Origin of the sequence: Thalassospira xiamenensis M-5 = DSM 17429 (assembly GCF_000300235.2) — a bacterium.
Classification (GTDB): Bacteria; Pseudomonadota; Alphaproteobacteria; order Rhodospirillales; family Thalassospiraceae; genus Thalassospira; species Thalassospira xiamenensis.
The window spans coordinates 4,337,562-4,355,334 of the sequence record NZ_CP004388.1; the positions used below are offsets into that span (position 1 = coordinate 4,337,562).

A 17,773-nucleotide genomic window follows, 5' to 3' on the forward strand; every position below is an offset into this window, starting at 1 on the left:
TGACGCTGTATTAACACAGCATTACCAACGTCGCGATGCAAAAGACTCACCAAGATCAGCTTTTTGCGTCAATGAAATTTCGCAAAAAGCCCAATCAATCACACAGATTTAACCTGATGTTTTTCAGACAAGCGCAACGCAGCAACGGCAACAGCAATCGAATTCCACGCAACAATCGCAGGCCAATTTGAAAATGCACTTTGTGTTGCCGCCAACGGAAATAAGGACAGAACCAGCGTACCGAAATACAAACCAGCGACCAGACTTTGGCGATCCCCGTTCCGGAAATGGCGCAGCCCAGCCCAAACAAGTATTCCAACAAAAGCCAACCAAGGCAAAGTGCCCAGTAATCCAGTATCCGACAACCATTCTACATAGAAGTTATGCGGATGGGGATGACATTCGCTAATCAAGCCTTGTGCTTCGTAACTCGGACAAACGAGACCAAAGTTTCCCATACCGGTCCCGGTAATAGGATGTTCCGCAAACAAGCGCCAACCAAGTGATGTCAGCTCACCATAGATCGAATTGCTATAGTCACTGACAACATTCCCGAGCGCCATAACCCGTGCAAGAATGCGATCACTCAATATAAGAAGTGCGCCGATTCCACCCACAACAAGAGCAGCGATTGCCGCTGCAGCATGGCGGCTTTTTCCACCAACAAAAAACAAGCCAATCAAACCGGAACCAACCGCCAAAAGGGTCAGCACACTTGCAGTGCGTTCACCGCTCAGAAAAATAATTGCAAGCAAAAAGGGGAAAGTCGCCAAGCTGATACGAAAGATATTTTGTTTTGAAGTCGAAATGCATAAGGCGCAAGCCAATGTGATCGTCGCAAAGCCAGTCTTAGCAAGGTATATTCCGATATTCGGTCGATCTAGCGGACCCGTAAGCCGACCGGTCATCAGCTGCCCCCCCAACAGGGAATAACCGACAAAGAACTGATAAAACGCGTCAGCAACCGCTACAGCAGCCGTTATCATAAAAGCCTTGCAAACCCATCGAACAGCTTTCTCATCAGCGAGAATCCAACGCGTTACTGCCGCATAGAAAATCACAAACCGTATCCAGCTCGCTGATCGCCCGAAACTTTTGCCAGTAAATTCGGCAAAGGGTGAAACCAGTAAATTCAGGATCAGCCAGATCATCAAAAGGATCGCGATATCTACTTCTCGCACCCAATACCAATCCCGGTACACGGCACTACGCACGAGAAACAACAGTCCGATTAAAACCAAAGCACCATCAGAAACGCCACGCGCAAACAACAGGAAGGCTGGGATCGTGCAAAGGAGGAATGTCGCAGCAATATGCATACGGCGATCAAACACACTGGAAGACTGGGCGGAAATCACGGTTTGATCGGCCTCCTGATGCCGGAAATTTGTTCAAAAACAGGCACGAAGCGGTTCAAACTCGTTGAATCAGCAGGGCCAATAGAAAGTTTGTTTGCCAGATATTGAAGCTGAAGATCAAGCCAATTGAACGGCGCACCATCACGCTTGGCTTTACGTGCAGCAGAAATACATTTGCCAAACACTTTGCGACGCTTCGCCAAGCCCAGCTCGGGATGGGCGCGTAAAAAGTTTGCATAGGCAAAAAAACGATCATGATGTTGCTGCATTTTATTTGCCGAGAGGTGACTACCTGCGTCCGGAACAAGTGTCACAACCATGTCGGCATCAACGACCCGACGACCATGGTATGACAATCTCAAAGGCAAAGACTCGTCCTGAATGAAGATGTCAGGGTCGCATCCCCCTGATTTTTCAAACAACTTCCTCTCAACCAGCCAAGTCATTCTAACCATGCCACGGCCTAAAATCCGCTCCAAGGCATCATCAAATATCTTGGCATCAATATTGTTGCCAATCATGTCGATGTTTGCCCGGGCAATTATTGCGTCAGTCTTTCGTCCGCGGCCATGCACCATGTCAGCATCGTATTCTTCGGCAAGCCGGAGCATGCAGGAAACCGCATCGGGCGCCAGAAGCTCGTCACAATCAAATAACGCAAGATATTTGCCACGCGCGCGTTCCGCGCCCTGATTTAGCCGGATCGCGGGACCGGCATTGTCATCATTGGCAATGACGCAAACAAAATCGTACTGCTTTGCAAAACCCTCCAAAACAGCACGCGAGCCATCGGTTGACGCATCATCGACAAATATCACCTCGCACGAAAATCCACCCTGTTGCGCAAGCAATGTCTCAAAAAAATGCGGCAAAGCATTTTCCTTGTTGAACACCGGCAGTACAAAACTGACATCAGGCATCATGCCATCACAAGGAGAGGAAATCATCACAACTCTCAACTATGCAGATACTTCGTCGTCTTAACACAGTGCTTGATGCGCCGCGACGCAAAAGTCATGTGTATCTAGGGCTTTAAAGGTCCTAAAACGACAATACCCCAGCACATTGACGATGTGCTGGGGTATGGTGCCCAGGAGAAGACTCGAACTTCCACGACCTTGCGGCCACTGGCACCTGAAGCCAGCGCGTCTACCAATTCCGCCACCTGGGCATAGGGGCTTGTGGTATTTACCCGGCGGAACCCGCCGGAACGGGGCGCAATATACGCTGCCAAACTTCAGTGTCAACAACCTTTTTGAGGGTTTTGCAAAACGCGTCTTTGAAAATCGCCCACCGTCGCAAGACATAAGGAAAATCTTGATTTTCCCACTCATCCGCGATCACGCCGAATGGTCGAACAAGTATCTGAGAACCCCGTTCAAACGGTTCCGCCCCTGATCGGTCGTGCTCAATCCTGCCTGATCGCAAATCAGATCGCCCGACGCAATCAGGGTTTCAAGCCGTTCTGAATCCAATGCCTCGCGCGGGGCTTTGCCAATAATCCGCTCGAAGCGTCCCACCGGAATCGGTTCATTCAGGCGCAGCCCCATCATCACCATTTCAATAAGGCGTTCATCCGCAACCAAAGCGGTTTCTTCCTGCGTGCCATGTCCCTGCTTTTCCACACGGTCAAGCCAGATTTCCGGCGCACGATGACGGCGCACCGCCATTGGTTTCGTGCTGCCATCTGGCTGAATCACGGCTTCGCGGCCATGTGCACCCGGACCAATGCCAAGATAATCGCCATAGCGCCAGTATACGAGGTTATGGCGGCTTTCCTGCCCGGGTCGGGCATGGTTCGAAACCTCGTAGCAACTATAACCGGCGGCTTTGGTTTCTTCCTGGGTGATTTCATAAAGATCGGTCGCAAGATCTTCATCGGGTACAACGAGATCACCGCGCTGATGCAAGGTATGGAACTGCGTTCCCGGTTCGATCGTCAACTGATAAAGCGAAATATGACCGCGCGCGATCTCAAGTGCTTCGCGCAGCTCCTGACGCCAGGCTTTCGGATCATGTTCGGGCCGGGCATAAATCAGATCGAACGAAAACCGGTCAAACACATTCGCCGCAACATCAAGAGCACGCATGGCTTCAGCCGCATTGTGCACCCGCCCCAGAAATTTAAGATCGCGGTCATTGAGCGCCTGAATACCAATTGAGACCCGGTTGATGCCATTGGTAGCAAAGGCCGAAAACCGGTTGATTTCAACCGTACCCGGATTGGCTTCAAGCGTGATTTCGATGTCATCGGTTACCGGCCAGAAGGTTTTGATATCGGCGATCAGGGCCCCTGCGGTTTCCGGATCCATTAGCGACGGTGTCCCACCACCAAAGAATACCGATCCGACCGTGCGGCCGGGATGACGCGCAGCACCTGCGGCAAGTTCCGCACGCAATGCCGACCTCCAGCGCGCATGATCAACCTTGTCAGCAACATGACTATTGAAGTCGCAATAGGGACATTTCGACAGGCAAAACGGCCAATGGATATAGATGCCAAACGGGACAGCTTCTGCGGTTGCTAGGGACACGCGGTTCTCGATCTTCGACTGCGGGAAAGACGGATAAAGTAACACGCACCACCGATAGTTACATCAGCGATGCGTGCATAGGTTCGATGCAGGCAGTTAGCCGCCTAAAATCCTTACACGAAGCAAGCCTTGACCAGCTGGCGAAACGCATCCGCGCGATGGCTCATTGCATGTTTCTGTGCCGGGTCCATTTCCCCAAAGGTCTGCTCATAACCTTTTGGCTGGAAAATCGGATCATAGCCGAAACCGTGACGGCCACGTTTGGGCCAAACGATTTCACCTTCAACACGACCTTCAAAATTCTCCACATGACCGTCTGGCCAAGCCAGAGACAAGGCGCAGATAAAGGCCGCCCGACGGTCAGGATGGCTCCCGATCCCGTTCTGGACCTTTTCCATCGCCATATCAAAATCCTTGTCCGGCCCGGCCCAACGCGCTGAATAAATACCCGGCGCCCCATCAAGGGCGGAAACCGCCATGCCGCTATCATCAGACAGGGCTGGCAGATTGGCGGCCTTTGCTGCCGCCAACGACTTCAGTTGAGCATTGCCAATAAAACTGTTTTCGGTTTCTTCGGGTTCGGGAAGATTCAAATCGCCTGCTGAAACCACTTCGATCCCGAACGGATCAAGCAGTTCGGCAATCTCCTTGATCTTGCCTTTGTTGTGGCTGGCGATAACGAGTTTTTTTTCCGTAAAGCGACGGGCCATGATGCTGCCTAGAGATATTCGGGTCGTTAAGACGAAGACGGCTGAAAACCGCAAAAACAATATCGGGCGAACCATATCCAGGCTCGCCCGAATAAATTCTTAGATGCCAATCGCTGCTCGCTGTTTGGCAAACAGTTCCTTGCAGCCTTTTTCCGCCAGTTCAAACATCTTGTCATAAGCAGAACGATCAAACGGCACATCTTCCGCAGTCGCCTGAACCTCAACAATGCCGCCACTGCCCGCCAGAACAAAGTTCGCATCCGCACCCGCATTGCTGTCTTCGGCATAATCAAGATCAAGAACCGCTTCACCCTGATAAATACCGCACGAAATTGCGGCAACCGGCTGATTCAACGGGATTTCCTTGATCAGGCCAAGACGGCGTACGCCCTGAAACGCCAAATGGGCCGCAACATAGGCACCCGTGATTGATGCGGTGCGTGTTCCGCCATCAGCCTGGATAACATCGCAATCAAGGCGCATCTGCATTTCACCCATGCCCTTAAGGTCAGCGACCGCACGGATCGAACGCCCTATCAGGCGCTGAATTTCCTGGGTCCGACCCGACTGGCCACCGCGTGCGGCTTCGCGCTGCATGCGGCTGTCGGTTGCACGCGGCAGCATGCCATATTCTGCAGTGATCCAACCCTTGCCGGAATTACGCATCCAGCCTGGCACCTTGTCCTCGACCGTCGCGGTACAAATCACATGGGTATCGCCAAATTTAATCAGGCAGGAGCCCTCTGCATATTTGGAAACACCTGTCTCAATGGAAACGTCGCGAAGCTGATCGAAATTACGGCCGGATGGACGCATGGGGTCTGAACCTCTTTGTTCTGGGTCGGATCAACCTGCATGGCTGATCAACGATGGCTGAAATTGCGGCCAAAGCTACTGAGCATCGTATCAAAGGTCCAGCAGTTTCCCCGAAAATAACGGCAAAATCCCAGCAACACCATGCCTCAGATCCACGCGCAAAAACCATAAATGGCACTCGATTCGCGACGAATTCAAAGATTTGGCAAGACTAACTTCCTGATTGATACCATCGTTTTCCCGTCCACCAGCTATCACCAATCTGCCAGCTTCATTGACGCCTGCCCGACACCTTACTAAATTCCACGCTACACATTTGGTTTTGACAGGTTTGACATGGCGCTGTTTGACGACACATTGCTGGGCGACATGAACGCACGATCCCGCGAAGTCTTTCGCCAGATCGTAGATGCTTATGTCGAAACCGGCGAACCGATCGGATCTCGATCCATCGCACGCCGCATGTCAGAAAACCTCTCGGCGGCGACCATCCGCAATGTCATGTCCGATCTTGAGGAAATGGGGCTTCTGGTTGCTCCCCATGTTTCGGCCGGTCGATTGCCAAGCGAGAAAGGCCTGCGTCTTTTCGTCAATGCCCTGATGGAAGTCGGTGATCTGCCAAATGCCGAGCGCGATCAATTGACCAAAAATTGCGAGCAGGCCGGATATTCCCTTGATCAGATGCTGGGCGAGGCCACAAGTATGCTTTCGGGGCTGTCACGCTGTGCAGGGCTTGTGGTTGCACCGAAAACCGATGGAATCCGTTTAAAACAGATTGAATTTGTTGCGCTTTCGCCGGGCAAGGTCCTTGCGGTTCTGGTTTCGCAGACCGGTAATGTTGAAAACCGTATCCTTGATGTTCCGCCCGATTTGCCGACCTCGGCATTGACAGAAGCATCGAACTATCTAAATACCCGGTTGGCCGGAAAGACACTTGATGACGCCCGGCAATTGATGAGTTTGGAACGCGACCGCATCAAACAGGAACTCGACGAATTGTCGGCTGGACTGATTGATGCCGGACTTGCGACATGGGCCGGCGGGGTCAAGGGTTCGTCCCTGATCGTAAAGGGCCAGTCGCAATTGCTTGAAAATATCGACACGATCGAACAGCTCGAAACCGTAAGAAGGCTGTTCAACGTGCTCGAAGCACGCGATCAGATGATTGAATTGCTTGATGTCACCACGATTGCCCAAGGTGTGCAGATTTTCATCGGGTCCGAGAACAAATTGTTCGGCGGATCGGGGCTTTCGATGGTGATTTCGCCCTATCAGAATGCCGAAGGCAGCATTGTGGGCGCAATCGGGGTTGTCGGGCCGACCCGGATCAATTATGCCCGGATCATTCCGCTGGTCGATTACACCGCCAAGCTGGTCGGGCGACTGATTGGATAAACGTTGGCGCTGCGTGTCAGGCCACACAAATTGAAGGTACAGGTTAGCCATGTCGGAAACCGCAAAGAACAACCAGGACGATCTGCATGATGCCGCGTCGGCAGAAGAAACTGCCGCAGAGGATGTCGTCTCAGAAGCAACCGAAGCCGAAGGTGGCGAAGCCACCACAGATCCGGTTGCAGCACTTGAAGCAGAAGTTGCTGAGTTGAAAGACCGCCTATTGCGCGCCGCCGCCGAGGTGGAAAACACGCGCCGTCGCGCGAAGAAAGACGTCGAGGACGCCGGGAACTATGCGATTACCAAATTTGCCCGCGAACTGCTTGATGTAGGTGACAACCTCCGCCGCGCCCTTGAGGCTGCTGGCGACACGTCCAATGCCGACCCGACGATGAAAAAGCTGGTTGAAGGCGTTGAAATGACCGAACAGACGCTTCTTAAGGCACTGGAAAAGAACGGCGTTGAAAAGCTTGAACCGCTTGGGGAAAAACTTGATCCCAATCATCATCAAGCCGTGTTTGAAATGCCAAATCCTGCTTATCCAGACGGCCATGTCGCCCAGGTAATGCAGGCCGGTTACGTGCTCAAAGGTCGCCTTTTGCGCCCGGCAATGGTCGGGGTCACCAAAAACCCCGCCGGTCAGGAAGCCGCAAAAAACGACGAACCTGGCAGCAATGTTGACACCTCTGCCTGATAGCGCTGGCTGATTTCTGGTCGGGAATCCGCAAACCGGTTTTGAAAGATCAAATATTTAAACGGCCCTGCCATTTTCACGGCGGGCCGTTTTATTTTGTCCATTTCGGGTCTAATCTGGCTTGGTTGCAACAATGACATCGGAACACGCCATGCCGTTTCGTCCTGACATTATCAATATTCTGCGCGATGAAGCCGCAACGATTGTTATCTTGACCGGGGCCGGTATTTCGAAGGAAAGCGGCCTGCATACCTTCCGCGACCCAGATGGTATCTGGGCAAAATATGACATTTCCGAAGTCGCAACGCCTGAGGCATTCATCAACAATCCCGATCTCGTACATCACTTTTACAATGACAGACGCGCAGGGCTGCCTGACCCTGCGATACAGCCAAACAAGGCGCATCTTGCCCTTGCCCGGCTCGAAACCAGATGGCCAAGCGACGTTCTGCTGGTAACCCAAAATATCGACGATCTCCATTACCGCGCCGGATCAAAAAACCTTATCCATATGCATGGCGAATTGCTGAAAATCCGCTGCAATCATTGCGGGCTTCTGACGGTCTGGTCTGCCCCACTGGGACGAGACACTCCCTGTACCTCCTGCACCAAAATCGGGGGCCTACGCCCACACGTTGTCTGGTTCGGGGAAATGCCGCTTGAAATGGAACGCATTTATGCTGCTCTTTACAAATGTGGCCTATTCATTTCCATCGGCACATCAGGGAACGTTTATCCGGCTGCCGGGTTCGTCCAAATCGCCAGTGAAGAAGCTGGTGCAGAAACGGTCGAGATCAACCTGGAACCTGGTTCCGGGGCGTCCTTGTTTGATCACAGTTCATATGGCCTGGCGACTGAATTGGTTCCGGCACTGGTCGACAGCCTATTGATGGATCAAGTCTGACAACTATTAACTATCGCACAGCGCCTTGAAGTTGCGTTCGCCTTTGGGGCTGAAAATCACCACACGCGACTCCTTACTTCGCTGTGCCCAGCCCAGATCATAAAACCGGTCCAGTAACGCTGCACCAAACGAACCTGCCAAATGAGATTGTCGGGCGCTCCAATCCAGGCATTCCCGGCAAAGCGGCCTGCGGCTGGTGCGCAGTTCATTCAGATTAATCCCGAACGCCTCGGCGAAATCTGCACCGGCATCTGTCAAAGCCACGCCATTATGATCTGTCGAAATCAGTTTGCGGGTCTCAAGCCCCGAAAACAGGGCAACCCCCATTTCTCCGGCCAAATGATCATAGCAAACACGTGCCTTGCGCAATGCCGGGTCCTTCGGCCCGGTTCGGACCCGATTATGTCCGACCCGGCTGGCAATCCCCATCAGGACTTCCAATGCCTCGACAATATCGGGGCCCGAAAGCGTAAAATAACGATGCCGCCCCTGCTTTCGCGGGATAACGATCTGACCAGCCTCAAGCTTTGCAAGATGTGAACTCGCCGTTTGCGGCGTCACACCGGCCTCCTGTGCAAGTTCGGCCGCGGTCAGCGCGCGGCCACTCATCAGGGCGGTCAACATGTTCGCGCGTGCCGGATCGCCAAGCAATGCAGCCACGCGGGCAATATCGGGTCCTTCTTTCATAGTTCGATATTAATCGAAGCATTGGTCGCCAGCAATCGGTTATTTGTTCAGAATTGCCCCTGCCCCGGAGATCCGAATGACATCGTCCAAAATATTGCTGCCCCTTGAAATTGGTTTACTGACTTTGCTCGCCCTGCTTTGGGGATCGTCGTATCTGTTTATCAGAATCGCCCTAACCGACATCCCACCGATTACGCTGATTGCGATCAGGGTTGGCATCGCATCGCTGTTTCTTCTCGTCGTCATGTTCTGCCGTAGCGAACGTTTTCCGCGCGATGGCAAGGTTATCGGCACATTGCTGATCCAGTCGGTTTTCAACAGTCTCGGCGCATGGACAATTCTTGCTTGGGGACAGCAACATGTCGAAAGCGGCCTTGCCAGTGTGCTTAATTCAACATCACCGGTTTTTGTTTTCCTGATCACGACCCTTCTGACACGGCATGAACGGGTTGACCGGTTTCGTCTTGCCGGAGCGTGCCTTGGCGTTGCTGGTGTGGTTCTGATTGTCGGCCCCGGTGTGATTATCGGACTAGGGCAGCATGTGGGAGGGCAGCTTGCCGTTCTGGCCGGAGCGATCCTCTATGCCGGAGCAGCAATCTATGGCAAGCGCTTCAGCACCCTGCCCGCAACCGTTACCGCCGCCGCAACCATGATCTGGGCCAGCACCTTTCTGATCCCGGCCAGTCTGGTGCTGGATCGACCCTGGAACTTGACACCGTCAACGTCCGCCATTCTTGCAACGCTTGCCCTGTCGGTTTTTTGCACAGCAATCGCTTTGCTGATCTATTTCAGGCTGTTACGCACGCTTGGCTCAATGGGTGTTGCCAGTCAAAGCTACCTGCGTGCCGGGATCGGCGTCGTGCTTGGCAGCCTGTTGCTTGGCGAAACCATAAGTTCCCCGGTTCTTGCTGGAATCCTCTGCACGCTTGTCGGCGTCGCAATCATCAATCTGCCGCGCACATTCTGGCGACAGTCACCCTTTCCTAAATCGTAAAATCGTCTCCCAATAAGGATATAAAGCCAATGATCACGTGTTTCATCCGCTATGAAATCGACCCTTATAAGAAGAATGCTTTTGTGGAATATGCGCGTAACTGGGGCGAAGCAATTCCACGATGCGGTGCTGATCTGGTCGGCTATTTCGCGCCTCATGAAGGAACAATATCGACTGCTTACGCAGTTTATCATTTGCCGGATCTGGCAGCATATGAAGCCTATCGCGCCCGCCTGTCACAAGACCCACTGGGGCGTGAAAACTATCAGTTCGCCCAACGTGAAAAATTCATCCTGCGCGAAGAACGCCAGTTTTTCAAAATCGCCTCTACCCCGCATGCGGAGCTGGTCAAGCCATGATTGCCGTCATTTTCGAAGTCCTGCCTAACCCGCAACATCGTAACGAATATTTCTCGATCGCAAAAGACCTCCGGCCGGTACTTGAAACAATCGACGGTTTCATTTCCATCGAACGGTTCGAAAGCCTTAACGAGCCGGGCAAGGTTCTGTCTCTTTCGTTCTGGCGCGATGAAGAAGCCGTCATGGCATGGCGCAATGTCAGTGAACACCGCATTGCACAGCACAAAGGCCGTAACCGGATTTTCGACAATTATCGTCTGCGGGTCGCCCATGTCATGCGTGATTATGGAATGCATGAACGGGCCGAAACACCCGATGATTCCCGCAAGCAACACGACGACAGTTCATAATGGATAAACAGGTTTTCCGAAGAAAGGCTAAACTTTCGCCGTTGCGGCCTTGCGATTTCCATCACTTTCATCATCTTCGGCGGGCACAACCGAAACCGGTTTTGCCCCGCCTCTGTAATCCAGCAAGGCAACCGCCAGCACGACAATCGCCGCCCCGACAAAAATCACCGGCACCGGAAGCATGTCAAAGAAGATCAGATCCATTGCTACAGAAAACGGCAAGGCCGTATAGGCTGCGGGCGAAATGACACTGGCATCCGCAACCCGAACAGCCCGCAGAACCATGTAGTTGGTCAGCATGGCAAAGAAACCTGCACCCGCAGAATAAAGCCAGTCAGACAAGGCCGCCGGTTGCCACATGATGACGGCAACCGGCACCCAGATCACGATGGCGACAATCTGGGGCCAGAACAGCATGGAGAAATTCGTCTCGGTCCGGGTCAGAACCTTGGCATAAAGCGTTTGCGCGGAAAAACAGAACGCCCCGATCAGGGCTGCGGCAACCCCCAATGGAACGCCAAATCCGTCCATTTTGGGAACGCACATTACCCAAACGCCAACAAGTCCAAGAAGGGTTGCGATTACTTTACGTGCCGTCAACTGCTCGCCAAGAATCACAACGGCAAGCATCACGGTCAGCAAGGCCTCAATGAACAGATAGGCATTTACCTCGGCAATACTCATCTGGCGAAGGGCAAAGAACACAAAAAACAACGATCCGTACCAAAGAACGCCGCGCGCCAGATGCGCATAAGGTCGCTTGGTCCGGATCGACCTGGTGCCAATAAACATCAGGATGATCACGAACACAGCCACCGTCGTCACTGCACGCATCGCGAGAATTTGTGCAGTCGGCACATCATGGGATACCAGCTTGGCACAGACATCGACAAAAACGCCCGATGCCATCGCCGCCGTCATCCACAAAACGCCGCGAAAATTGCCGCTGAGGCGCAAAAGCGTCCCGGTCATCACCTGATCCTGATCTCTGGAATTAAAGTGGGTTTCCGACAGCGGGGAGACTGCTGCGGGGTGGCGCAAGGAGACTATCTATCGATCAGCCGGAAACCCTTTTCATTCGGCAGTGTGCCCGCAAAAATTGAAAAATGCGAATGAGGAGTTTTCAGCCATTGATGAGAATTTTTTGCCCCAAACCACATTCAGGCCTGTTACACAGGAATAAACTCTAAAAACCCTGTCCCACGGAAATGTTCGATGCGCCGCAAACTGCCCCCCTTACGCGCGCTTGTCGCTTTTGAAGCCACCGCCCGCCATCAAAGTGTGAAGGCAGCGGCGGAAGAATTGCATGTCACCCAAAGTGCGATCAGCCATCAATTGCGTCAGCTTGAAGAATGTCTTGGCGTTGTCCTGTTTGTTCGCAAGGGACGCGGGCTCAGTCTGACCAAATCGGCAACCCGTCTGCTCCCGCGCCTGACAGAAGCCCTTGATGGCATTGCCGATATCACCGGCGAAGTCGGGCCCGACAAGGGCAAGGCGATCCGTATAGGCGCATTGGCAACCCCTGCCTTGACCGTTCTGTTAAACGAGCTTGGTGACCTGCAGGCCCGTATGCCTGCCGATATTCCCGTTCAGTTTCGCAAGATCGAATTTGATGATGATCTTGATCCACTTGAAATCGACATCGCCCTTCAGATCGCACCAAAAGATTTGCCGGGGCTTGATGGCTGGATCACCGAACTTCTGACTCCCGAAATTTACAATGCCTTTGCTGCGCCTGAATGGCTGAAAAAACGCGGACTTGATCCCTGCAATATCGATGTCGGTTCACTTGGATCGCGCGATATCCTGCTGATCGACAGCGACAGCGAACAATTTTCGCAGATTGCCAACTGGTTTGATCGCGCCACCTTTTCACTCGATGATTGCTGGACCTTCAGCCATCATATCTGGGCACTCGAAGCAGCCCGTGCTGGACAAGGCATTGTTGCCAGCACCGATGTGATCGCCCGCAACTTTGTGGAACGCGGGGAACTGGTCTTGCTTAATTTCCCCGATTTCGTATCGCACTGGTGGTATCGCCTGCTGATCCGCCCGGCCCGTGAAAAAGACCCGGCCGTCATCGCCACCGCCAACTGGATCCGCGAACTGATCAATCCACATACGGCGTCGCTGAAAGGCAAAATGCTTAAAAAATGATCTGCCAGACAGAATTCACCTAATCTGTATTTCTAATACAACCAAATCATTGGCTGGATATTGAACAGAACGGAAGCTATGGAAAAAATACTGGTAACAGGCGGCGCCGGATATATCGGATCTCATATATGCCTGAAATTGCGAGAAAGTGGCTATCTGCCGGTGGTTCTTGACAATTTGTCGAACGGTCACCGTGACGCGATTTCTGGTGATATCCCATTTGTTCATGCAGATATTCGTAATCGCACCGCTCTTGACGATACCTTTAAAAAATTCCAACCAGCTGCCGTCATTCATATGGCTGCCCTGATTGAGGCAGGTCTTTCGATGCAGGAACCAGCCAGCTTTTACGAGGTGAATACGACCGGCTCATTTAATCTGCTTGAAGCGATGCGTCATCATGAGTGTCGGCAGATCGTTTTCTCATCAACTGCCGCCATATACGGTAACACCAATCTCGACATGCTTGACGAGACTTTACCGGCTCAGCCTGAAAATCCCTACGGCCGCTCAAAGGCGATGGTTGAAACAATGATCGCGGACTATTGCGCGTTATATGGTTTTCGTTCCATTGCTCTGCGTTATTTTAATGCCGCGGGTGCGGACCCTTCAAGGCGAAGCGGTGAAAGACATGATCCGGAAACTCACCTCATTCCGCTTGCTCTATTGGCGGCGGTCGGGCGAAGAGACGGTTTAAAAATATTCGGCAATGACTATGACACGCCGGATGGAACCTGCATTCGTGACTACGTTCACGTTGATGACCTGGCAGCGGCCCACGTCAAGGCACTTGAGCATATAACAGGCGAAACAAAACCATTTTTTGATTGCGTCAATATTGGGACGGGCAAAGGCTGTTCTGTACGTGAAATATTGATGCTTTGCAGAGAAGTTACGGGTATCGAGTTCCCGATATCTGACGCGGCACGCCGCCCGGGCGACCCCGTAAAACTGATTGCCAATCCGGCGAAAGCGAATTCACTATTAAGCTGGAAACCGAAATATACAGACCCACGTGAAACGATTGCTCATGCTTGGGCCTATTATTGTTCTAACGCTCGAAAGTCTGAATGAACACAAATTGGTAACCTGTTCATGTGATATACGATTTTAATATCTAGAACTTTTTTGTAATTGACGAGACGGAGCGGAAGTCGGCTCCATGCATTATGGACCAGAGGGGATACTGGTTGAATGCGTTCTGTAATTGGGGGGAAATTACGTGCATAAGGTTTCTGTGATCGTTTCGACCTATAATTGGCCCGAAGCGCTTGAGATGGTCTTGCAGTCGTTAATCGACCAGAAAGACAGGAACTTCGAGGTGATCGTCGCAGATGACGGGTCCGGCCCGGAGACGGCAAATACCATTATCCGCATGCAGAAAAAATCACCCGTGCCGATCAAACATTTCTGGCAAGAAGATATGGGCTATCGCCTGTCACGTGTCCGCAATGGTGCAATCAAACTCGCAGAGGGCGATATTGTTGTTTTCACCGATGGTGACTGTTGTCTTCTTCCTGATTTTGTCTCAAACCACCGAAAAGTGGCCGAACCAGGCTGCTTCGTGACCGGCAAGCGCGTTTTTCTTAAACGTCGCTTCACTGAATTCGTTATGAAAAAGCGCTTTTCATTTCACAAATGGCCTCGCATCCTTTTGTTCATGCTGGGTCTGATGGGACAATGCAATCGCCCCTTCCAGTTTGCCCCTCTCCCGCAAAACAAGAAAAGCCTTTGGGCGCATCAGAAATGCTGGAAAAAGGCACAAGGGTGCAATATTGCCGCCTTTCGAAATGACATTCTGGCAATCGGCGGTTTTGACGAAGCCTATGAGGGACATGGTCTCGAAGATTCCGATTTCGTGCTGCGCATGATCCGATCCGGCGTGAAACGCAAAAGCGTCGAATACTGCTCACCCGTTCTGCATCTGTATCACGGACGCTCCATAGGGCAACGTCACGCCAACAAATCAAACAACGGTATGTATTTTAAAGAGCTAGAAGCAGACCCGAGCCGCTTCCAACCGAGACAGAGTGAACTTATTCCAATCGCCGCTTCAGCATAAAATAGTCCAGTTATCTGCGGGGCTTGGAACAACGCCAATTTCAAGATAAAAGGACCACCTGATTTTTGCATCCTCGATAGATTTCGAGTGTTTGTGCGTTGTGATAGCCTCGGCAACGGGGCACAGCCTTATCAAAAAGCGAAAGGGATTTTCCCCACATGGATCTCAGCAAGATTGCCGTTGGCAAAGATGTTCCCTGGGACGTTAACGTCGTCATCGAAATCCCGCAAGGCGGACCGATCAAGTACGAAGTCGACAAAGACTCCGGTGCTGTCTTCGTTGACCGCTTCCTCCATACCTCGATGTATTATCCGGTAAATTACGGTTTCATCCCCAACACCCTTGGTCTGGATGGTGATCCGGTCGATGCCATGGTCATGTTCCGTGAACCGGTTGTTGCTGGCTCGGTCATTCGCGCCCGTCCGGTCGGTGTTCTGATGATGGAAGACGAGGCCGGGCAGGATGAGAAACTGATCTGCGTGCCGCACGACAAGATCGATCCGTACTATACCGATATCAAATCCCACGAAGATCTTCCGCAGATTCTGCGCGATCAGATCCAGCATTTCTTCGAGCGTTACAAAGACCTCGAAAAAGGCAAATGGGTAAAAGTCACCGGTTGGGAAGGCGCTGAGAAAGCCGCTAAACTGATCGAAGAAGGTGTAGCCCGTCTCGGCAAATAAGCCGATTTATGTGCGATGGCTTTCTAACGCCCCGCCCGGATTCCGGCGCGGGGCGTTGTCATTTTAACATGACGCCAAAAAACATACATAATCTCAATTCGCTCGGGACTATTGGACAAAGGATTTGTTCCGTGCAGGCGAAGCACGCCTGACGCAGGCATTAAGCCTTCCGCACCTTTCCAAAGATATTTTTGGTTACCTGCGAAACCTGAAAATCTGCATTCCCGTACCAACTTTGCGTGCAATCATTGTAGCTGATACGGCATTGCCACAAATTCACCTTTGTTGTTTCTCAACATCTTCAAGAAATTTTCTGCAAAACGCTTTGGCGACAGCACTTTAGACAACCGGAATTCAGAGTTTCAGACCAATGCATAGCAACCTGCAAACCAGTACGCCGTCCGATCCGGTCGAAATGATTGTCTCGACAGATGGATTGCTGCGCTTTGAGGACCGGGAATTTCGCTGTGCAATTGGCAAAAACGGCGTGGTCTCTGCCGATGCAAAGACCGAAGGTGACGGTAAAACGCCGGCTGGAACCTGGCGACTGCGTTATGTTATGTATCGGTCTGATCGCCGCGCAAGCCCCCATACAGACCTTCCAGTCACCACTATTTCCTTTTCTGATGGCTGGTGCGACGATCCTACCCATCCGGACTATAATCGCCCCGTGCGGCTTCCGTTTGATGCCAGCCATGAGAAACTGTTTCGCAACGACGGGCTTTACAACCTCATCGTCGTACTTGGTCACAACGATGATCCTACCGTCCCGGGAAAAGGGTCGGCGATTTTCATGCATATTGCCCGCCCGGATTATACCGGTACCGAAGGCTGCGTTGCGCTTGGCGAAAAAGATCTCGAAACCGTTTTGTCCATGTGCACGACTGAAAGCTATATTCGGATCGATATGTAAAATCATGGACTTGCCGTTGTGGCAATGACACCCTAGTTTCATGCTGCACGCCATTGACCGGGACGGATCATGATTGAAGACGATTATCTATACAAAAAGAGCGGTATTTCCGGTTTCGGAGCACGCATCAGGCGTGTTTTCAGCTCTCGCAAGTTTTGGGTGGGCAGCCTTACCGTTATTGTGTTAGCCGCTGTCATCTATTATCCGGTCGGCATGGCACTGGTGCACAAGATCGACGACAATCCCGATTTCACTGGTAATTATCAGGGCGGCAGCCATTCGGTAAGCACCGCATCCGCACTGATAGATCGCGAAATCAATCAGAACCGCTGGACGGCGAACGATCCCTTCTTCCTGCCGAGTGCCGCACTGGACAATATGCCGAACTTCCAGACGGGTATTGTCTATGCCCTGTCACGCTTTGCAATCGAGTTGTCCGATCAGATTGGTCGTACGCGTGGCTCAAGCCAGGTTGACCCGGATCTGGATGATGCAGCAGGCCTTCTGAAATTCAGGGGTGACAAATGGGTCTTTGATCCCAGCGTGTCGCTTTTGCCCGGTGTAACCTCCGAACAGCAATACCGGCAGGCTATTGCAGCGCTTAACCGTTACAATCAGCGCCTGGCAGACGGTCAGGCCGTTTTTGAACGCCGTGCTGACAATCTGCAGGAAACGCTGAACCGTTTCGCCAATGATCTTGGATCAGCATCCGCACTGATTGATGACAAGGTCGAAGACCCATCCTTGTTTGATCGCACTGCTGATGATGTCTTTTATGCCACCAAGGGCCGTCTTTATGCCTATAGCCTGATCCTGCGTGACCTCGGCACCGATTTCGAACAGGTCATCAATGAACGTCAGGTAGCACCAGCCTGGGCGGAAATGATCGGCTCGTTGCAGGCAGCAGCGGCTCTTGATCCTCTGGTTGTGGTCAACGGTTCGGCCGATGGCATTATTTTCCCAAACCACTTGGCCGGGCTTGGTTTTTATCTGCTGCGCGCCCGTACCCAGATGCGCGAAATCAGCTCTATTCTGCAGCGATAAGACAGGTTCCCGGTACCGGGTGTCAGATCACGAATACCTGAGTTGCGCGCTCAGACTTGATCTTTTCCTGTTTTTGCCCCATTTAGGGCCTAACCAGATGAAATCGGGAACGCCGC

At 52.2% G+C, this 17,773-nt stretch carries 19 protein-coding genes and 1 tRNA gene; 12 read left to right on the plus strand and 8 right to left on the minus strand.

The window, feature by feature from the left end:
* Window positions 1–98 precede the first annotated feature (98 nt).
* The 6 genes from TH3_RS20025 to rph all read right to left on the minus strand — a co-directional run bounded on the left by TH3_RS20025 (window position 99) and on the right by rph (window position 5,418).
* A complete protein-coding gene (locus TH3_RS20025) occupies window positions 99–1,358 on the minus strand; it encodes an O-antigen ligase family protein (protein WP_007088566.1) in 1,260 nt (419 codons plus the stop codon).
* The gene (locus TH3_RS20030) at window positions 1,355–2,305 is read right to left on the minus strand and encodes a glycosyltransferase family 2 protein (protein WP_233421810.1); all 951 of its coding nucleotides are present in this window, start codon (window positions 2,303–2,305) and stop codon (window positions 1,355–1,357) included. Before TH3_RS20030 ends, TH3_RS20025 begins: the two co-directional genes overlap by 4 nt.
* A gap of 137 nt (window positions 2,306–2,442) precedes the next feature.
* Window positions 2,443–2,529: transfer RNA gene (locus TH3_RS20035), tRNA-Leu, on the minus strand.
* A gap of 169 nt (window positions 2,530–2,698) precedes the next feature.
* Complete coding sequence (gene hemW / locus TH3_RS20040) at window positions 2,699–3,892, minus strand: radical SAM family heme chaperone HemW (RefSeq protein WP_037989232.1); 1,194 nt, start codon at window positions 3,890–3,892, stop codon at window positions 2,699–2,701.
* 113 nt (window positions 3,893–4,005) lie between these two features.
* A complete protein-coding gene (rdgB, locus tag TH3_RS20045; protein WP_007088563.1) occupies window positions 4,006–4,602 on the minus strand; it encodes an RdgB/HAM1 family non-canonical purine NTP pyrophosphatase in 597 nt (198 codons plus the stop codon).
* A 99-nt stretch (window positions 4,603–4,701) separates the two neighbouring features.
* Window positions 4,702–5,418, minus strand: coding sequence for a ribonuclease PH (gene rph / locus TH3_RS20050; protein ID WP_007088562.1), 717 nt, complete (start codon window positions 5,416–5,418; stop codon window positions 4,702–4,704).
* A 336-nt stretch (window positions 5,419–5,754) separates the two neighbouring features.
* On the opposite strand from rph, the gene hrcA reads away from it, so the two are divergent.
* The 3 genes from hrcA to TH3_RS20065 all read left to right on the plus strand — a co-directional run bounded on the left by hrcA (window position 5,755) and on the right by TH3_RS20065 (window position 8,408).
* Window positions 5,755–6,813: a heat-inducible transcriptional repressor HrcA gene (gene hrcA, locus TH3_RS20055; RefSeq protein WP_007088561.1), complete on the plus strand. Its 1,059-nt coding sequence runs from the start codon at window positions 5,755–5,757 to the stop codon at window positions 6,811–6,813.
* 49 nt (window positions 6,814–6,862) lie between these two features.
* Window positions 6,863–7,504, plus strand: coding sequence for a nucleotide exchange factor GrpE (gene grpE / locus TH3_RS20060; RefSeq protein WP_007088560.1), 642 nt, complete (start codon window positions 6,863–6,865; stop codon window positions 7,502–7,504).
* A 151-nt stretch (window positions 7,505–7,655) separates the two neighbouring features.
* Window positions 7,656–8,408 carry an NAD-dependent deacylase gene (locus tag TH3_RS20065; protein WP_007088559.1) on the plus strand — a complete coding sequence of 251 codons (753 nt, stop codon included), beginning with the start codon at window positions 7,656–7,658 and terminating at the stop codon, window positions 8,406–8,408.
* A gap of 6 nt (window positions 8,409–8,414) precedes the next feature.
* On the opposite strand, the gene TH3_RS20070 is transcribed toward TH3_RS20065, so the two are convergent.
* The gene (locus tag TH3_RS20070) at window positions 8,415–9,095 is read right to left on the minus strand and encodes a helix-turn-helix domain-containing protein (protein WP_007088558.1); all 681 of its coding nucleotides are present in this window, start codon (window positions 9,093–9,095) and stop codon (window positions 8,415–8,417) included.
* A 76-nt stretch (window positions 9,096–9,171) separates the two neighbouring features.
* Between TH3_RS20070 and TH3_RS20075 the strand changes: the two genes are divergently transcribed.
* From TH3_RS20075 to TH3_RS20085, 3 genes are read left to right on the plus strand one after another with little or no spacing between them, the layout of a single operon-like run.
* Window positions 9,172–10,089: a DMT family transporter gene (locus TH3_RS20075; protein WP_007088557.1), complete on the plus strand. Its 918-nt coding sequence runs from the start codon at window positions 9,172–9,174 to the stop codon at window positions 10,087–10,089.
* Between the two features lie 29 nt (window positions 10,090–10,118).
* Complete coding sequence (locus tag TH3_RS20080) at window positions 10,119–10,448, plus strand: NIPSNAP family protein (RefSeq protein ID WP_007088556.1); 330 nt, start codon at window positions 10,119–10,121, stop codon at window positions 10,446–10,448.
* Window positions 10,445–10,798, plus strand: a complete 354-nt coding sequence (locus tag TH3_RS20085; protein WP_007088555.1) for an antibiotic biosynthesis monooxygenase family protein — start codon at window positions 10,445–10,447, stop codon at window positions 10,796–10,798. The genes TH3_RS20080 and TH3_RS20085 overlap by 4 nt, the downstream gene beginning before the upstream one ends.
* A 27-nt stretch (window positions 10,799–10,825) precedes the next feature.
* On the opposite strand, the gene TH3_RS20090 is transcribed toward TH3_RS20085, so the two are convergent.
* A complete protein-coding gene (locus TH3_RS20090; RefSeq protein ID WP_007088554.1) occupies window positions 10,826–11,770 on the minus strand; it encodes a DMT family transporter in 945 nt (314 codons plus the stop codon).
* Between the two features lie 243 nt (window positions 11,771–12,013).
* Here TH3_RS20090 and TH3_RS20095 point away from each other — a divergent pair, with 243 nt between their 5' ends.
* From TH3_RS20095 to TH3_RS20120, 6 genes are all read left to right on the plus strand, one after another.
* Window positions 12,014–12,955 carry a LysR family transcriptional regulator gene (locus TH3_RS20095; protein WP_007088553.1) on the plus strand — a complete coding sequence of 314 codons (942 nt, stop codon included), beginning with the start codon at window positions 12,014–12,016 and terminating at the stop codon, window positions 12,953–12,955.
* Window positions 12,956–13,033: 78 nt separating this feature from the next.
* Window positions 13,034–14,029 carry a UDP-glucose 4-epimerase GalE gene (gene galE / locus TH3_RS20100; protein WP_007088552.1) on the plus strand — a complete coding sequence of 332 codons (996 nt, stop codon included), beginning with the start codon at window positions 13,034–13,036 and terminating at the stop codon, window positions 14,027–14,029.
* 148 nt (window positions 14,030–14,177) lie between these two features.
* The gene (locus TH3_RS20105; RefSeq protein WP_007088551.1) at window positions 14,178–15,017 is read left to right on the plus strand and encodes a glycosyltransferase family 2 protein; all 840 of its coding nucleotides are present in this window, start codon (window positions 14,178–14,180) and stop codon (window positions 15,015–15,017) included.
* Between the two features lie 158 nt (window positions 15,018–15,175).
* Complete coding sequence (ppa, locus tag TH3_RS20110; protein ID WP_007088550.1) at window positions 15,176–15,700, plus strand: inorganic diphosphatase; 525 nt, start codon at window positions 15,176–15,178, stop codon at window positions 15,698–15,700.
* 370 nt (window positions 15,701–16,070) lie between these two features.
* Window positions 16,071–16,613, plus strand: a complete 543-nt coding sequence (locus TH3_RS20115; RefSeq protein ID WP_007088549.1) for a L,D-transpeptidase family protein — start codon at window positions 16,071–16,073, stop codon at window positions 16,611–16,613.
* A gap of 159 nt (window positions 16,614–16,772) precedes the next feature.
* On the plus strand, window positions 16,773–17,657 hold the full coding sequence (locus tag TH3_RS20120; RefSeq protein ID WP_233421811.1) for a DUF2333 family protein: 885 nt from the start codon (window positions 16,773–16,775) through the stop codon (window positions 17,655–17,657).
* Window positions 17,658–17,773 lie beyond the last annotated feature (116 nt).

Excerpts from the sequence above, each read along its gene's own strand:
- TH3_RS20065 (WP_007088559.1), top strand. The coding sequence starts at position 7,656 with ATGCCGTTTCGTCCTGACATTATCAATATTCTGCGCGATGAAGCCGCA.
- TH3_RS20085 (WP_007088555.1), top strand. The coding sequence starts at position 10,445 with ATGATTGCCGTCATTTTCGAAGTCCTGCCTAACCCGCAACATCGTAAC.
- rph (WP_007088562.1), bottom strand. The coding sequence starts at position 5,418 with ATGCGTCCATCCGGCCGTAATTTCGATCAGCTTCGCGACGTTTCCATT.
- galE (WP_007088552.1), top strand. The coding sequence starts at position 13,034 with ATGGAAAAAATACTGGTAACAGGCGGCGCCGGATATATCGGATCTCAT.
- TH3_RS20070 (WP_007088558.1), bottom strand. The coding sequence starts at position 9,095 with ATGAAAGAAGGACCCGATATTGCCCGCGTGGCTGCATTGCTTGGCGAT.
- TH3_RS20115 (WP_007088549.1), top strand. The coding sequence starts at position 16,071 with ATGCATAGCAACCTGCAAACCAGTACGCCGTCCGATCCGGTCGAAATG.
- TH3_RS20090 (WP_007088554.1), bottom strand. The coding sequence starts at position 11,770 with ATGACCGGGACGCTTTTGCGCCTCAGCGGCAATTTTCGCGGCGTTTTG.
- hrcA (WP_007088561.1), top strand. The coding sequence starts at position 5,755 with ATGGCGCTGTTTGACGACACATTGCTGGGCGACATGAACGCACGATCC.
- TH3_RS20030 (WP_233421810.1), bottom strand. The coding sequence starts at position 2,305 with ATGATTTCCTCTCCTTGTGATGGCATGATGCCTGATGTCAGTTTTGTA.
- grpE (WP_007088560.1), top strand. The coding sequence starts at position 6,863 with ATGTCGGAAACCGCAAAGAACAACCAGGACGATCTGCATGATGCCGCG.
- rdgB (WP_007088563.1), bottom strand. The coding sequence starts at position 4,602 with ATGGCCCGTCGCTTTACGGAAAAAAAACTCGTTATCGCCAGCCACAAC.
- ppa (WP_007088550.1), top strand. The coding sequence starts at position 15,176 with ATGGATCTCAGCAAGATTGCCGTTGGCAAAGATGTTCCCTGGGACGTT.
- TH3_RS20080 (WP_007088556.1), top strand. The coding sequence starts at position 10,119 with ATGATCACGTGTTTCATCCGCTATGAAATCGACCCTTATAAGAAGAAT.
- TH3_RS20075 (WP_007088557.1), top strand. The coding sequence starts at position 9,172 with ATGACATCGTCCAAAATATTGCTGCCCCTTGAAATTGGTTTACTGACT.
- TH3_RS20095 (WP_007088553.1), top strand. The coding sequence starts at position 12,014 with ATGCGCCGCAAACTGCCCCCCTTACGCGCGCTTGTCGCTTTTGAAGCC.